Annotated in this window: 11 protein-coding genes; 6 read left to right on the forward strand and 5 right to left on the reverse strand. The window is 60.1% G+C overall.

Going from position 1 to position 14,772, the window contains the following annotated elements:
- Window positions 1-15: 15 nt before the first annotated feature.
- The 4 genes from AC4CWF_RS20175 (at window position 16) to AC4CWF_RS20190 (ending at window position 5,253) form a co-directional block, all read left to right on the forward strand.
- Complete coding sequence (locus AC4CWF_RS20175) at window positions 16-1,596, forward strand: ABC transporter substrate-binding protein (protein WP_491287066.1); 1,581 nt, start codon at window positions 16-18, stop codon at window positions 1,594-1,596.
- A 10-nt stretch (window positions 1,597-1,606) separates the two neighbouring features.
- On the forward strand, window positions 1,607-2,488 hold the full coding sequence (locus tag AC4CWF_RS20180) for a metallophosphoesterase family protein (RefSeq protein ID WP_491287068.1): 882 nt from the start codon (window positions 1,607-1,609) through the stop codon (window positions 2,486-2,488).
- A 37-nt stretch (window positions 2,489-2,525) separates the two neighbouring features.
- A complete protein-coding gene (locus AC4CWF_RS20185; protein WP_491287070.1) occupies window positions 2,526-3,791 on the forward strand; it encodes an alkaline phosphatase family protein in 1,266 nt (421 codons plus the stop codon).
- Between the two features lie 199 nt (window positions 3,792-3,990).
- Entirely contained in the window at window positions 3,991-5,253 is a 1,263-nt protein-coding gene (locus tag AC4CWF_RS20190; protein ID WP_491287071.1) for an MFS transporter, read from the forward strand.
- Window positions 5,254-5,841: 588 nt separating this feature from the next.
- On the opposite strand, the gene AC4CWF_RS20195 is transcribed toward AC4CWF_RS20190, so the two are convergent.
- Window positions 5,842-6,756 carry a LysR family transcriptional regulator gene (locus AC4CWF_RS20195; protein ID WP_491287073.1) on the reverse strand — a complete coding sequence of 305 codons (915 nt, stop codon included), beginning with the start codon at window positions 6,754-6,756 and terminating at the stop codon, window positions 5,842-5,844.
- 116 nt (window positions 6,757-6,872) lie between these two features.
- Here AC4CWF_RS20195 and AC4CWF_RS20200 point away from each other — a divergent pair, with 116 nt between their 5' ends.
- Window positions 6,873-7,409, forward strand: a complete 537-nt coding sequence (locus tag AC4CWF_RS20200; RefSeq protein ID WP_491287075.1) for a hypothetical protein — start codon at window positions 6,873-6,875, stop codon at window positions 7,407-7,409.
- A 12-nt stretch (window positions 7,410-7,421) separates the two neighbouring features.
- Window positions 7,422-8,408, forward strand: a complete 987-nt coding sequence (locus AC4CWF_RS20205; protein WP_491287076.1) for an NAD(P)H-quinone oxidoreductase — start codon at window positions 7,422-7,424, stop codon at window positions 8,406-8,408.
- A 126-nt stretch (window positions 8,409-8,534) separates the two neighbouring features.
- Here AC4CWF_RS20205 and AC4CWF_RS20210 read toward each other — a convergent pair whose 3' ends face one another.
- Genes AC4CWF_RS20210 through AC4CWF_RS20225 form a run of 4 tightly spaced genes read right to left on the reverse strand, consistent with a single transcriptional unit; the run spans window position 8,535 to window position 14,732 of the window.
- A complete protein-coding gene (locus AC4CWF_RS20210; protein ID WP_491287077.1) occupies window positions 8,535-9,341 on the reverse strand; it encodes an ABC transporter ATP-binding protein in 807 nt (268 codons plus the stop codon).
- A 59-nt stretch (window positions 9,342-9,400) separates the two neighbouring features.
- A complete protein-coding gene (gene fhuB / locus AC4CWF_RS20215) occupies window positions 9,401-11,341 on the reverse strand; it encodes a Fe(3+)-hydroxamate ABC transporter permease FhuB (RefSeq protein ID WP_491287079.1) in 1,941 nt (646 codons plus the stop codon).
- Window positions 11,338-12,219, reverse strand: a complete 882-nt coding sequence (locus tag AC4CWF_RS20220; RefSeq protein WP_491287081.1) for an ABC transporter substrate-binding protein — start codon at window positions 12,217-12,219, stop codon at window positions 11,338-11,340. The genes fhuB and AC4CWF_RS20220 overlap by 4 nt, the downstream gene beginning before the upstream one ends.
- 44 nt (window positions 12,220-12,263) lie before the next feature.
- Window positions 12,264-14,732, reverse strand: a complete 2,469-nt coding sequence (locus AC4CWF_RS20225; protein ID WP_491287083.1) for a TonB-dependent siderophore receptor — start codon at window positions 14,730-14,732, stop codon at window positions 12,264-12,266.
- Window positions 14,733-14,772: the final 40 nt, after the last annotated feature.

Raw genomic sequence — 14,772 nt, forward strand, 5'->3', positions numbered from 1 at the left:
CAACCAACGGAGCCCATGATGCCCAACATCAACCGCCGCCTGCTGCTGCAGGGTGCCGCCCTCACCCCCTTCATCTTCGATTTCGTACCCTCGGCATTCGCCGCCGCCGGCGATACGAAGCGTCCCGATTTCACCGTCGCCGTCGCCGCATTGCCGGCCACGCTTGAGCCGGCCCGCGAACTCTCCAACGTCGGCACCCGCGTCACCTATTCCATCTTCGACACACTGATCCGTCGAGACTTTCTCGGCACGCCCGATGGCGGGGGCTCGGCACTGAAGCCGCATCTGGCGACCTCCTGGGAGCGTGTCAGCCCCTCAGAACTGATCGTCAAGCTGCGCCAGGGCGTCAAGTTCCACAATGGCGACGAACTGACGGCCGAAGACGTGGCCTACACGTTCCGCGATGGACGCCTGCGTGGCGAAAAGGCGCAGATCCCGGGCGCCAAGCCCTATTTCGGCGTGCTGAAAGATGTCGCCGCCATCGATCGCTATACCGTGCGCTTCACCACCAAGGTCGCCGATGTGCTGCTCGAACAGCGCCTCGCCTCCTGGTGCGCCTGGATCGTCAACAAGCGCGCCTATGAGGAAATGGGCTTCGACGCCTATTCGCGCACTCCTGTGGCCACTGGCCCCTACAAGGTTGTCTCCCACAGCCAGAACGAAGCGACGGCTCTCGAAGCCTTCGACGACTATTTCCTCGGCCAGCCGACCGCCAAGAAGGTGACCTTCCGCGCCGTGCCGGAACTTGCCGCGCGCGTTGCCGGTCTGGTCTCTGGCGAATTCGACCTGATCACCAACGTGCCCCCGGACCAGGTAGCGATCATCGGCGGCTATGACGACATCGAGATCCGCTCGGTCGTTCTTGCCAATGCCCATGTGCTGGTGTTCGATAATCACGACAAGCTTCTCTCCGACAAACGCATGCGCCAGGCGCTGACGAACGCCATCGATCGCCAGAAGCTCGTCGACACCCTGTGGCTTGGTAAGGCAGAAGTGCCCGGCAGCCATAACTATCCCGAATATGGCCAGATGTTCGTCGAAGGCCGCAAGCTGCCTTTCAATCCCGAGAAGGCCAAGGCCCTGCTCACTGAGGCCGGCTACAAAGGCGAAAAGATCGTCTACCGGACACAGGCTTCCTATTACACCAACGCTCTGGAAGCAGCCCAGGTGCTGGTCGAGATGTGGAAGGCCGTCGGCATCAACGCCGACCTGCAGGTGGTCGAAACCTCTGACCAGATGAAGGGCGAAGGTGCGCAGATCTTCAACTGGTCGAACTCGACCCGCTTGCCCGATCCGCTGGGCGCACTCTGGGTGGCCTGGGGTCCGGGCGGTGAAATCCAGTCGAAGGACGTGTGGTCGGTCGAATCCCGCAAGGCCTTTAACGAATACGGCAAGGCACTCGAAGCCGAGACCGACCCGCCCAAGCGCAAGGCCCTGTTCGTGAAGATGCTGGACACCTGGGAAGACGAAGCCCCAGGCACGATCCTCTACCAGCCCTTCGAGGCCTACGCGATCAAGAAGTCGATCCAGTGGCGTCCGACCACCTTCTACTTCATGGATCTGCGCCCCGACAACCTGCGCTTCCCGCAAGCCTAAGGAGACACTCATGGCCAAGAGGCTGACCATCGTCCAGGTATCTGATACGCATCTGTCGCGCAGCCATGCCTGGTTCACGGCCAATTGGCCTGTCTTCGTCGAGGAAATGCGAACCTTGTCGCCCGAATTCATCGTCAATTCGGGCGACATCTCCTTCAATGGCCCGGAAAGGCCCGACGATCTCGCCTATGCGGTTGACTGCCACCGGCAGCTTCCATCCCCGTGGCGGGCCATCGCCGGCAATCATGATGTCGGTGAAGCGCCGATGGCCTCACGGCTGAAGCAGCCAGTCAACGACACCCGTCTTAACGCCTGGAGGACCCACGTAGGGCCCTCTTGGTGGCTACAGGATCTGGACAAACACGGCCTACGACTCCGGATGATCGGTCTGGACAGCGCGCTGATGGGGAGCGGTCACGAACAGGAAGCTGTGCAGGCCGCCTTCTTCGAAACAGCACTTGGGGAGCGTGACCGCCGCACCACCGTGGTCTTCACGCATATGCCGCCGTTCGGCACGGATCCGGACGATGCGGCCATTACCACCCATTGTATCCTGCCTGAGCCGCGCCGCTGGCTGCTCGACACGTGCCTTGCCCATGGGGTGACAGCACTTGCCGCAGGACACATTCACAAACACACCGAGCGTGAACACAAAGGCCTTCGCATCGTCACGGCACCGGCCACGTCGTTCGTCAACATGCCGGCCAACCCGCCGAGCGATATCAGCCCTATGCGTACCGGCTATCTCGTCTGGCATCTCGATGCAGACGGTCTTCGCCATCACGTCGTGCGGCCACGCCTCTTTCTCAGCATTGACGCCAGCAATTGGACCGACGAGGCCAAGACCACGACCTCGATGCCTGAGCGACCGCTACCGGCCCATTTCGGCTGAACTGACAGTCACAAGCCAATTCGATTAAGGACAGATCATGGCCCACAAAATTGCAGTCACCGTCATGTGCGATGGCAACCGCCCGGATTTCATCACCGACGAGACGACACCTGTCATGGCGTCGCTCAAGCGCGCCGGCACCTGGTTTGCCAACCAGCGCGGCATTTTTCCGTCCGCGACCCGTGCGTCCTCCGCCTCGATCGCGACGGGGTGCCATCCGCTTGGCCACGGTTTGCGCGGCAACTGCATGGGCCTGCCGATCGAAGGCGGTTTCGAATTCCACGATGCCGGCAAACCGGAATTCTTCGAGACCTATCACCGCCACTATGGCCGTATGCTGGCCCGTCCAGCCGTATCGGAGCGCGTCGCTGGTCTCCACGGCTCGATTATCGCCAGCAACGCCTCGCCGGGGGCTGCCTTCTTCCATGACAGCTATAGCCATGCCCACATGTACCATCGCGAACTCTGCTATGCGCCTGGCCGCATCCCGACTGGCGAAATTTTGACGACCGCAGCCGGAAACGAGGGCGATGCGATCGTTACCCGGCGCTTCATTGAGGCTCTGTTGGAAAAGCGTCCCTCCGCAGCCACCCTTTGGTTGTCCGAACCCGACAAGTCGATGCATGCCGCTCCGCTTGGCTCGCAGGTTCATCTCGCAGCGCTTGCCGGTGCCGACAGGCTGGTCGGCCAGGTAGCAGAGGCCGTGGAACGGTTGCGGGATGAGGGCCATGACGTGCTGTTCATCGTCGGTTCGGACCATGGCCACGAATCCGTCACCGAGGCGATCCCGGTCGAACGCCGGCTGTTCGAAGCCGGCTTCAAGTCGTCGCTCGACGGACCCGAAATCGTAGTTGCACCGCAAGGCTGCGCCGCATTCATCCATTTCGGCGGCAATGCTGCCGGTCGGCGTGTTGAGGCAGCCGACTGGTTGCGCGAGCAGCCCTGGGTGGAAGATGTGTTCATGGGTGAGGATCTTGCCGAACTTGGTCAGATCCCCGGTGACGACATCATCGCCATCGACATGGCCAAGACCGAAGGTGCCAACATCAACGGCGTTCCCGGACTGTCCGCGATGGCAGTCCGTTTCGACGAGGAGATCGGCGAGGTGCGCCGCGATTGCGGCATGCATGGCGGACGCGGTCGATACGAGACCAATCCCGTGCTGGTCATAGTGGGTGAAGGTTTCGAGGCTGGCCGCAAAGTGACCGAAGATAGCTCGATCACGGATATTGCGCCGACGATCCTGAGCCATCTCAGTTTGCTGAAAAAGGATATGGACGGAAGGGCGTTGCAGAGCCGATAGAGGCGCGTGACAGACAAGTTCGACCTTGAAATTTGACGCCACGGCAGGAAAAGAGCCTCAGAGTATGGCGCCCAAACGAGCGGCCTGAAACGCGGACTTCGGAGCCCCCGGTCGCCGCCTTCGACCCACAAATCGTGGATCCGACCGACGAGTCGGATCCACGATTGCGGACGAGATAACCCTACCCTCGGGATTTTTCATGACATCACCTGACACGTCGAAGGATAGCTACACGACGACGCCCTCCATTGCTCGGCGTGGAACCTTTGCGGCGCTCAGTTATCGTAACTATCGACTGTTCTGGTATGGCAACTCGATCTCCTTCGTTGGAGACTGGCTTGATCAAATCGCCCTGAACTGGCTCGTGATCTCGACGACGAACGACCCGGTGATGCTCGGTTTGGTAAATTTGTGTCGCGGGCTGCCGATCATGCTGTTTGCAATGTTCGGCGGCGTCGTTGCCGACCGTGTCGATCGAAGAACGATGCTCATCTGGACACAGGCGCTGGCCATGTCCGTCGCCATCGGCCTGGCATGTGTTGTCACCTTCTTCAACGCATCGATCTGGTTGATCCTGATCCTTGCGGTCTGCCGCGGTATGATCGTGTCCTTCAACCTGCCGGCCCGCCACTCGCTTGTCTATTATCTTGTATCGCATGAGGCGATAGCGAGCGCAGTATCGTTAAATTCGATGGCACTCAATCTCGCAAAGATCATCGGCCCTTTGGCGTCGGCCGGGCTCATTGCCAGCTTTGGCGTCACGGCCTGCTTCATCGCAAACGCGCTGAGCTTTACCGTCGTGATGGCTATGCTCCTGATGCTCGACGTGCCACCTCAAAAGGTCACACGCAAGCAAGAGAGCTTCCTCTCCAGCCTTCTGGGTGGCTTTAGCTATATGGGCCGCGAACCCGTTTTGCTGATGCTGGTTGCCGTCGCGCTGGTTCCGACATTCTTCTGCCAGCCCTACATCCAGTTTCTTGCGGTCTTTGCTGCACAAGTGTTCCATACCGGCGCCAGCGGCCTCGGGTTGATGACTGCGCTTGCTGCGGCAGGGTCGATATGTGGCGGTCTGCTTGCCAGTCGTTTGCAGCGGGATGCTAGACGCGGCTCGACCATGTTGATCTTCATGGCAGGCTTCGGCCTCTCGCTGATTCTCTTCGCCATGGCGCCGACCATGTATTGGGCAATCCCGGTGCTGTTTGCAGCAGGCGCTATGCACATAGCTTATAATTCTTCCAATAATACCATTTTGCAACTGACGGTCGCCGACGAGTTTCGAGGAAGGGTCCTGTCTTCTCTCTTCATGACGCGCGGCTTGATGCCGATGGGGACCGCCGCTATGGCTCTTCTCTCGACAGTGACAGGACCAAGGCCTGCTATGGCACTGATGTCCTTTAGCGTCGTGGTCTTCGCCTTACTCTTGTGGATGCGTATGCCGAAGCTTCGCCAACTGAAAGTTTGATTGATCGCTGGCAAAGATCTGATCATTTGCGGCTGTGTGTCACGGCGACGGGATCACGCGATAGCGTTTTTTTCACCGAGCAACACTCGGCCTGAGAGCGACGATCCGCATCAGCTTGCCTACTGTGGCCCGCTGATATTCCCTCCGGCCGAGCCGGAATACGCCGTGGATGGCAAAGAGCTGCACTACGGGACACGATCCTACCTCAGCGCATACTCGGTGTTGGAGAGCGGAAATAATTGCCGCTCGCTCGGTCCTGTTGACTGATGCCCAAAGCCAGGGCACAAATGTGGCATCCACGGTCGCTCGCGATGGGAAAAAGATAGGGAATTCAAAGGCAATTTTCTTAAGCCTCTGAAATCATGTGAGAATCCAGGTTCCCCAGCCAATCGGCCTGTCCTGCCGTTGATGGTGGCCGCGTCGAATGGCAGCTTCCGAGCCTCGCGCCAAGATGCAGTAACGGCTGAAATGAAGGCGCAAAGCGGGCATAGCCTCAGCTCTTGATGAGAATCGAACCGTCACTCGACAAGTTATCGGAGCACACTGACTTCCTAAGCATTTGATTTGTCGACCGCTGCTATTCCTGCTTCACCCCCAGCGCGGCGGTGCGCCTATATGGGCCTTGAGTGCTTCCGTAAACGCCTTGACCTTGGCGGACGGCGCCTGGAGGGCACGCAGGAGATAAATGCCTGACGATCGCTCGTTCCATCGCTCGCCGCGGAGTTTCAGCCGGATGAGATCACCTGCCTGCGTGGAGGGGCCCGAAACCCAGCTTGGCAAAAAGGCCACTCCCATTCCGGAGATCGCAGCGCTATTGAGCGCTTCGAAATCATCGGACCGGAAAGCCACCTGCTTGCAAGCTTCGCCGGCGGGGCTTCCGAGAATGTCAGACCATCCGAGCAGATCGTTGCCATGGAGCTTGTCGAGAAGGCGATGATGGCGGAGCGCAGTCTCGTCTTCCGGCTCGCCATGCTGTTCGACATAGCCACGGCTTGCAACGAGGATGCGGTCAAGCGGAGCAAGCTTCGTGGCAATCAGGGAGCTGTCCGCAAGCTCCCCCATCCTCACCACGAGGTCGAGCCGTTCGGCGACGGGATCAGCCAGCCGCTCGGTAAGATCCAGCTCGACATGCAGGCCCGGATGGTCCTGCGCTAGTGATGCGAGAACAGGAATAACATAGCGTTTTCCGAAAGTCGGGAAACAGGCGATACGCAGAGTGCCGCTGACCGCACTATCGAATGCGGCAACCTCTGCATGGGTATCGGCCAGGTCATCGAGCAGGCGCTGGGCGCGCTCAAAAAGGTGGCGGCCCGCATCCGTCAGTGACAGTGCCCGTGTCGAGCGAACAAGGAGGGAAACGCCAAGGTCCTGTTCGAGCGCATCGATCTGTCGAACTACAGCCGAAGGCGTGACAGCCCTACGCCGAGAGGCAGCTGAGAAGCTCCCTGTGCGGACAACGTCGACGTAAACAGCGAGATGTTCAGCGAACCGTGGGTCTCTCATCTTTGCCTACAGCGCAAAACCGTTTCGACCATTCAGTTCGTTATCATCTGCGGGCATCCGGAGCATTTTCCTTCTCGTCAACGGGCGGTCGCCCAACAAACAGAAGGAACACTCCAATGGTCAAGGTCCTAGACACAATTCTCTCCCAGTCCGCCTATTCCGCAGAGATCGACGTTCCGTTCGAAAAGATCGACATTGCTGACTGGCTGTTCACCCTGCCGGAAGCCGAATACCTGTGCTGCTGCCCGCCTGATCACATTGCAGCCGGCGTCACATGGACCGACGACGGTCGTCGCATGTCGATCAATGTTGAGCAGATCGGCTCGGGCCTCGTCGTGCAGCATTATGTGGCCGAGGTCGCCGAGCCTGCCTACTGCCGCATGAACTCGATCTCCGATGTCTTCACAGGCAACGGACGGACCCAGGTGAATGTCGTCTGGGAACTGATCGCCGAGAAGATCGACGATGGCAGGACCCGCTATACCAACAAGGTTACCGCCCATCCGACGGATGTGTTCATGGCTTTCCTCAGCGAGCACAGCATCAAGTTCGAAGATGCTGCGGCAGCCCGTCAGGCCGCAGGCGGCGACCACAACAGTCGTGAAACACCTCTCTTTGCTGCAAGCATTGCCCGCCGGGCCCTTTCCAAGTAAGGAGATATCCAAATGAAGGCGATCATCTTCGATGACTTCGGAGGCGCGGATGTTCTGCGCCTCGCCGATGCAGCCATGCCCGAATTGCGCCCAGACGATCTTCTGATCAAGGTCATGGCGGCCGGTGTCAACCGCGCCGATCTTCTTCAACGCGAAGGCGTCTATGGCTCGCAAAGCTACGGAGACAGCCCTATCCTCGGGCTTGAGGTCGCTGGCGAAGTCATGGCCATTGGAGACACCGTTAGCGGTTTTGCTGTCGGAGACCGTGTCATGGGGATTGTCGGTGGGGGCGCATATGCCCAGTATGCGCGCCTCGATAGTGGAATGGCAGTTGCCATTCCGGCCGGCTTGTCCTTCATCGAGGCTGCCGCAGTCATGGAAAGCTTCGTCACGGGTTGGGAGGCGCTTGCCCATCTCGGACACGTCGCAAAAGGCGAGACCGTTCTCGTTCATGCTGCAGCAGGCGGCATCGGATCGGCGGCCGTCCAGCTTGCGAAAGCGGCAGGAGCAACCGTGCTGGCCACCGCTTCGGCAGGCAACATTGAAAACGTGCTTTCGCTGGGCGCCGATGCTGTTTTTGATTACAGGCGAATGGATTTCGAGGCGGAAATTGTTGATGCGACGGCGTCTCGTGGGGTCGATCTGATCATCGATTTTGTCGGCGGGTCCTACCTCGCCCGCAACATTCGCAGCCTTGCTCCCGGCGGGCGGCTCGTCCAAGTGGGCTTGCTAGGGCGCGATGATAACGCCATCATTCCACTCGGCGTCGTGCTTCACAACCATCTGCGGCTGATCGGAACGGTCATGAAGTCACGGTCGAGGGCGGAAAAGAGAGCAATGGTCCAGCGCTTCACGGAACAGGTTCTGCCGATGATGGGACAAGTGCTTAAGCCGGTCATCGGAGCGGTATATCCGCTCGCGGCTGCGTCGGAGGCCCACCGCCGAATGGAGGCTGGCGGGTTGTTCGGGAAGATTGTTATGACAGATTTTCCTGAATGACGCAGGCACACGGTGCGTCCGACCAATCGCCTTGAACGGATTTGAACGGAGAACCACCCAAGCTCTGATCCAGCAGCGTCAGCATATTGAAATCGATGGCGAACTACGAACGCGCACACCCGATAATCAACATAGCAATGCTGACGGCCGACCGCCACCAGTTGGGTGGTGGATTGTGAAATCCACCCCGTAGATGCGCTTGAGGTGATCGGGCGTCATCATGTCACTTGGCGATCCTCTGGCGATAAGGCTACCGTCCCGGAGCGCAATGATCTCATCGCAGTAGCGGCTCGCCATGTTAATGTCATGGAGAACCATGACGATGGAGAGCCCCCTTGCCTTGGCGAGTTTCTGGACGAGATCTAGCACCGCGATCTGGTGCGCGATATCGAGTGCCGAAATGGGTTCGTCGAGCAGGAGACATTTCGTATCCTGTGCGACGAGTGCAGCAATCCAAGTGCGCTGCTGTTCGCCCCCAGACAGCGTCTCGACGAAACGATCCGCAAGCGTCGTCGTGCGCGTGAGTTCGAGTGCTTCCCTCACCTTTTCCTCATCCAGTCTGACGAAAGCGCCAAGAGGCCCATGCCAGGGATAACGTCCGAACTTTACGAGCTCGCGGACGCTGGTTCCAGCGGGCACCGGCGTCTGCTGCGGGAGGTAAGCAAGGTGCCTGGCGAATTCGCGGTTCGACCAGGCTTCCAGCCGGCGTCCATCAAACAGAATTTGTCCGGTGCTGGGCCTGATCTGCCGGGCCAGCAGCCGGACCAGAGTGGATTTGCCTGACCCGTTGTGTCCGATGAGACCGATCGTTTTGCCAGCCAGAAGATCCAGATCCAGCGGCTGCAAGATCGTGCGGCCGGTAACGGTGAAGGAAATCCCCTGCAAGGAGAACTTCGGCACCATGTGTGCGTGGACCGGGGCTGGAAGCGGCATGGGATATATCTCCTGCTATCGCTGGAATAGAATGGTTTGTACCGACAAGAGCCAACTGCTCACTGTCTCTGCCGACGGCGCAGCTGCCAGAGGAACCACGGTCCGGCGACGAGCGCGGCCAGCAGGCTCGGCGAAAGCGCCCAGGGCCAGACGAGATTGCGGCTCAGCCACTCCGCAAGCGTCATCAGCAATGCTCCGATGAGGCCGCTGGCAACGCTTGCCCTTGCCGTCCTGCGAAAGCCCAGGATCGCGGCGGCATGAGGCACCATCAGGCCGATGAAACTGATTGGACCGACAACCATGGTGCCGGCGGCTGTCAGGATTGCGGCGAGAGCGATGCCGGCCCCGCGCACCAAGGCCACACGCAGGCCGAACCCCGTGGCTGCTGCATCGCCCAGCGATATCAGGTCCATCTGCCGGTGGAGCAAAAGGCAGCCGAGGAGACCGGCAAGACCCACCAGGCATGCAGCGACCGACGTTGCGAGATCCACGCCTGCGGTCATGCCTGAAAACCATCCGAGGAGCGCAGCACCTCTTTGTCCGCCGCCGGCAAGCGCAATGACGAGCATGGCGTTCGCCATACTTGCGAGGCCGACGCCGAGTAGCAGCATGCGCGTGGGTTCAAAGCGCGCTCGAAGCCCGAGCAATGTCACGACCAACAGGGCGGCAATGGCGCCTGCAGAGGTGACCGCCAGTTTCGTTGCGACCCCGAGCGTCGGCAGGATGACGAAGGCGACGGCAAGTGCGAGGCCCGCGCCGTGGCTGATGCCAAGAAGATCGGGGCTGGCAAGGGGATTGCGCAGCAAGCGCTGCAAGATGAAGCCCGCCACAGCGAGACAAAGGCCGGCGCCGCTTGCTGCCAGGAGCGGTGGGAGACGCCACCGCCAAACCAATGCCAGATCGTCCCGCCCCGCAAGTGACCATCCTTCCGGTCCGCGTCCAACGACTGCCGCGATCGCAAATGCAGCCAATAGAAGCAGAACCAGAATCATGAGCCGCCTTGCGTCCCCCTCGCCCCGCGCCGCAAAGGCGAACGTGAACGGCTTCGACGCGTTAAGCGGCGCCCTTCGCGCAAGAAAAACCAGCAACGGTCCCGCCAGCAGCCCTGCAGCCGCCCCGACCGGCAGGTCGCCTAGCCCACTGGAGAGCAAACGCATGAGCTGGTCCGTCAGCAGTAGAAGCAGGGCTCCCGCCACCGCGCAGCGGAGCAATCCCGCCTGGCTCTCGCGCCAGATCGCGCGAGCAAGCGCCGGGGCGGCCAGCCCTACGAGACCGATCTGGCCGAACTCTGCTGTGACAGACGCGGCCAGCAGCGAAGCGATGAGAAGCAGGATCAGCTTCATCGTGCGCACCGACAGACCGAGGCTCGCTGCCGCACCATCACCGAGGGACAGCAACCTTAGCGGTCGCTCCAGGAGAAGAAGCGGACCGAGCGAAAGAGTGGCAAGCACCGCCAGACGAAGCGACGGTCCCCAGCCACTCTGCTGCAGCGAACCGGCCTGCCAAGTCAGGAGATTGCTGAGAAAGTCATGATTGAAAAGGACAAGGCCGGCGTAGGCAGCGTTGCAGAAGAGATTGATCATCACACCGGCCAGCACCAGTGTCTGGGACGAAAGGTGCGGCCCCCAGGCAACGGCGAAAGCCGTCGCAACCGCAATCAGCGCCCCAGCGAGTGCCACGATCTGATATCCGTGCGACCATAAGGCCGGGGCGAAGACCAGCGATGCGGCAAGAAAGAGCGCCGCTCCCCCGGAAATGCCGAGAAGTGACGGTTCGGCAAGCGGATTGTCGAAGGTTCTCTGGAACACGCCGCCTGCCAACCCCAGGAGGCAGCCGGAAACCAGAGCCGCAGCAATGCGCGGCAACGTCGCGTAGAAGAGTATAGCCGGTTCTTTGACCTGGACGATGGCCAGCACGGCAAGGGCAAGAGCCGGCAAAGCCAGAAGGCAGATCAGGACGAAGCTACGCGTCGGACCCCGTCCGGCAAGGGTGATGCTCATGGTGTACCTGCTCCGAAGGAGACTTGAAGCGCGCGCGCCAGAGCCTCGGCAAGATGAAGTGTCGAAATACATCCCCCGAACGGATAGAATTGCCGCAGGCGCACCACGCGTCCTTCACGAACCGGGGGAAGCCGATGCCAGAGCTGGCTGTCGCCCAGCGCCCTGTTCGTCTGCGGAGCAAGCGACGGGATCTCGATCTGCATGAAGACGGCATCGTCCAGCGCCATCAGCTGATCGAACCCGACCTGAATGAAACCATTGGCATTCGTTGGTCCCTGCCACGCATTTTTTAGACCCAGACGGGTGACCACAGACCCGGGCATGCTGCCATTGCCGTAGACCATGGCGCGGCTGCCGCTTTGATCCGGCAGCAAGATGCAGACCGGTCGCTCTCTTGAAACGCTGGCGGCAAGGCTCTGCATTCGCTGCTCTATGTTTGACAGGACGGCCTCGACCTGACTGGACGGAAGGCCCGCAGCGCGTCCGCATTGACGCAGAATGGCTGCCGCCCGCCCGTAGGCCTTATCGCCTGTCATATCCTCGACGACCTCGACAGGCGCGATCTCTTTCAGTCGCGGCGTCATGAACAGGCTTGCAGCGCCAATGAAAATGAGGTCCGGGCGGAGCCTGTCCAGCAGTTCCAGATTGACTTCCCAGAAGGGCCCGATGTCGTGGGTCGCGGCGGGCAGGACTTGGGGCATGCGTTGGTTGTAGTAGCCAGTATCGGCAACGGCGAGCGGCGCGACCCCCAAGGCAAGAAGAGACTCCGCGGCAGCCCAATCCACGGCGGCAATGCGCGTTGCGTCCTCGGCCAGAACCGGCATCGAAGGCAGAAAAGCGGCAAGGCTACCGGCGATGAAAAAGCGTCTGTTCAACATGACATTCGTGGAGGCGCGACCTTGCGGCCGCGCCTTCCCCAGTCTCAAAAATCGATGGTCAGTTTGCCGATAACGCTACGCCGATCGCCCTGATAGCAGGAGTAACTCGCATCGCAGGTGGTAAAATACTTCTTATCGAACAGGTTGGTAGCATTCACGGAGACCTTCGCATGCTCGTTGATCCGGTAACTTGCTCCCAAATCGACCAGCGTGCGGCTGGGTACTGAGAACGTGTTGGCATTGTTGCCGTAGACCTTGCCGACATAACGAACGCCAGCCCCGATCGACGCGCCTTCCAGAAGGCCCGTCTCGAACGTGTAGTTCACCCAGACGGAGGCCTGCTGTTCCGGCACGAGCATCGGGCGTTTCCCGATATTGCCCGTTGCATCGCGTGTAATTTCCGCATCGGTATATGTGTAGGAACCGACAAAATCCCAGCCGCCGCCGAGGCTGACCTTGCCCTCCAGCTCAAGACCGCGCGAAGCGATCTCGCCCGTTGCCACGGCAAAGCCGTTGGAAAGGTAGTTCAAGACATTGGTCTTCTTGATATCAAAGTAGGCGATCGTGAACAGACCATCGAAGCCGTCGGGCTGATACTTCAGGCCTGCTTCCCACTGGCGGCCCTTCGAGGGATCGAAGGTATTGCCGTTTTCGTCCACGCCGCTGTTCGGGACGAAGGACTGCGAGAAGCTGACATAGGGAGCAAGACCGAAGGACGTGACGTAACTCAGACCGGCGCGACCCGAAAAGTTACCGATGGTGATATCGGTATCAGCGCCCGTCAGACGGTTGTGCGTATCCAGGTTGAGCCAGTCATAGCGACCGCCAAGCGTTGCGACGAAGCCATTGCCGAACTTGATCTGGTCCTGGGCATAGATGCCTGTCTGGCTGTAGCGCTCCGTATAACTGATCATAGGTGTCGTCGGCACCGGAACGGTGACACCATACACTGGCGCATAGGGATTGAGTGATGGAGCAGATCCCTGAAAGCGCCGAACGTCAGCATCAGACCAACTATAGTCGATGCCGAACAGCGCCTGATGTGAGAACGCGCCCGTCTCGAATTCCGCTAATGCCTGATTGTCGATCGTGAAGGCATCGAAGCTTTCGTGGAAATGTCGCGCTATACGGTTAAGGCCCGATGCTCCAAGGCCGGACAGGAAAAGGTTATCGAGTGTAAAGTCGACATGTCCGTAACGGGCGTTCTGGCGGAAAGTCCAGGTCTCGTCGAAACGATGCTCGAACTCATAGCCGATGCTTTGTTGCTCCTGGGTGCTCTGGTTGAAATTGGGATCGCCGAGAAGGATATTTGTCGGCGTGAAAAGCATGATCGTGCCGCCGCTCTTATCCTTGAGCGCCTGACCGGTCACCGTCAGCGTTGTGTCCTCGTCGGGCTTCCAGGTCACTGCGGGCTGAATCATCAGCCGGTCGTCGCCGATATCCGCGCCGTTCGAATACTCGAATTGGGTGTTGGCATTCCTGGCGACACCGATCACCCGGTAGAGAATGCTCTTGTCCTCATTGACCGCGCCCGCGATATCGAAAGCTGCCTGCTTGCGATCATGGCTTCCATACTGAAGCTCAATCTGGCGCACATCGTCTTCTATCGGCTTCTTGGAGGTCTTGTTGACAATGCCGCCGGCATCACTCTGGCCGTAAAGCGCCGAAGACGGGCCACGCAACACCTCCACACTGTCCAGGGCGTAAGGATCGGTCCGGAAAAAGCTGTAGCTGCTCGACACCTGCCGCAAGCCATCGAGATAGGAGCTCGTGGCCTGGGCATTGAAGCCACGCATCATGATCCAATCATAGCCCTTGGGGTCGGGCCCGTAGGTTTCGATGGCGACACCCGGAACGTATCGCAGCGCCTCCGAAACACTCTGCGCATTCTGCGCTTCCAACTGTTTGCGCCCGATGACCGATACCGATTGCGGTATTTCAATCAGCGGAGCGCTGGTCTTCAGCGCACCAACCGAGCGGGAGGGGACGAATGTATCGACGCCGTTACTCTCCCCGCTAACGAGAACCGGATCGAGCACGGTTGTTCCGCCAGCTGCAATACCACCCGCATCCGCCGGCGGTGAGTCGATGAGTGCCGCCGAGTCCGGCCCGCTAATCAGCACCGTGATGCCCGTGCCCTGCGCGAGTTGCTGCAACGCCGCCGACGGCGTAAGGCTGCCGGAGACGGCGGTCGAGGTCTTACCGGCGGCGAGCGCCGAGGAATAGCTGATCTGCCAGCCGCTTTGACGGATGAAGGTGTTGATGGCGGCAGAGAGCGGCTGGGCGGGAATCTGGAAGCTGACGGTCTGCGTGGCGCTTAAATCAGCCCGCGCCTGCGCATGGGCGGCAGCCGGAAGAAGTCCAGTGATGCAGGCGAGAATGCTGGACGCCAGAAGCACATTTGTCCTTTGACGGCGGCGCTCGTTAGCAGCCATGCCGACACGTGAATTTTTCCCCGAAACCATGCTCGTCCAAACCCTCTGCACAAGAACCCCAGGACAGATGCGCGTCATGCGCTATCCAGCCCTTCTGTCAGCAAGGACGCAGCATGGT

This window comes from Neorhizobium sp. PAMB6630 (genome assembly GCF_058242775.1).

Bases quoted from the DNA above. Each gene is read 5' to 3' on its own strand.
- AC4CWF_RS20210 (WP_491287077.1), bottom strand. From the start codon at position 9,341: ATGCCGCTTCCAGCCCCGGTCCACGCACACATGGTGCCGAAGTTCTCC.
- AC4CWF_RS20190 (WP_491287071.1), top strand. From the start codon at position 3,991: ATGACATCACCTGACACGTCGAAGGATAGCTACACGACGACGCCCTCC.
- AC4CWF_RS20185 (WP_491287070.1), top strand. From the start codon at position 2,526: ATGGCCCACAAAATTGCAGTCACCGTCATGTGCGATGGCAACCGCCCG.
- AC4CWF_RS20180 (WP_491287068.1), top strand. From the start codon at position 1,607: ATGGCCAAGAGGCTGACCATCGTCCAGGTATCTGATACGCATCTGTCG.
- AC4CWF_RS20175 (WP_491287066.1), top strand. From the start codon at position 16: ATGATGCCCAACATCAACCGCCGCCTGCTGCTGCAGGGTGCCGCCCTC.
- AC4CWF_RS20205 (WP_491287076.1), top strand. From the start codon at position 7,422: ATGAAGGCGATCATCTTCGATGACTTCGGAGGCGCGGATGTTCTGCGC.
- fhuB (WP_491287079.1), bottom strand. From the start codon at position 11,341: ATGAGCATCACCCTTGCCGGACGGGGTCCGACGCGTAGCTTCGTCCTG.
- AC4CWF_RS20200 (WP_491287075.1), top strand. From the start codon at position 6,873: ATGGTCAAGGTCCTAGACACAATTCTCTCCCAGTCCGCCTATTCCGCA.
- AC4CWF_RS20220 (WP_491287081.1), bottom strand. From the start codon at position 12,219: ATGTTGAACAGACGCTTTTTCATCGCCGGTAGCCTTGCCGCTTTTCTG.
- AC4CWF_RS20195 (WP_491287073.1), bottom strand. From the start codon at position 6,756: ATGAGAGACCCACGGTTCGCTGAACATCTCGCTGTTTACGTCGACGTT.
- AC4CWF_RS20225 (WP_491287083.1), bottom strand. From the start codon at position 14,732: ATGACGCGCATCTGTCCTGGGGTTCTTGTGCAGAGGGTTTGGACGAGC.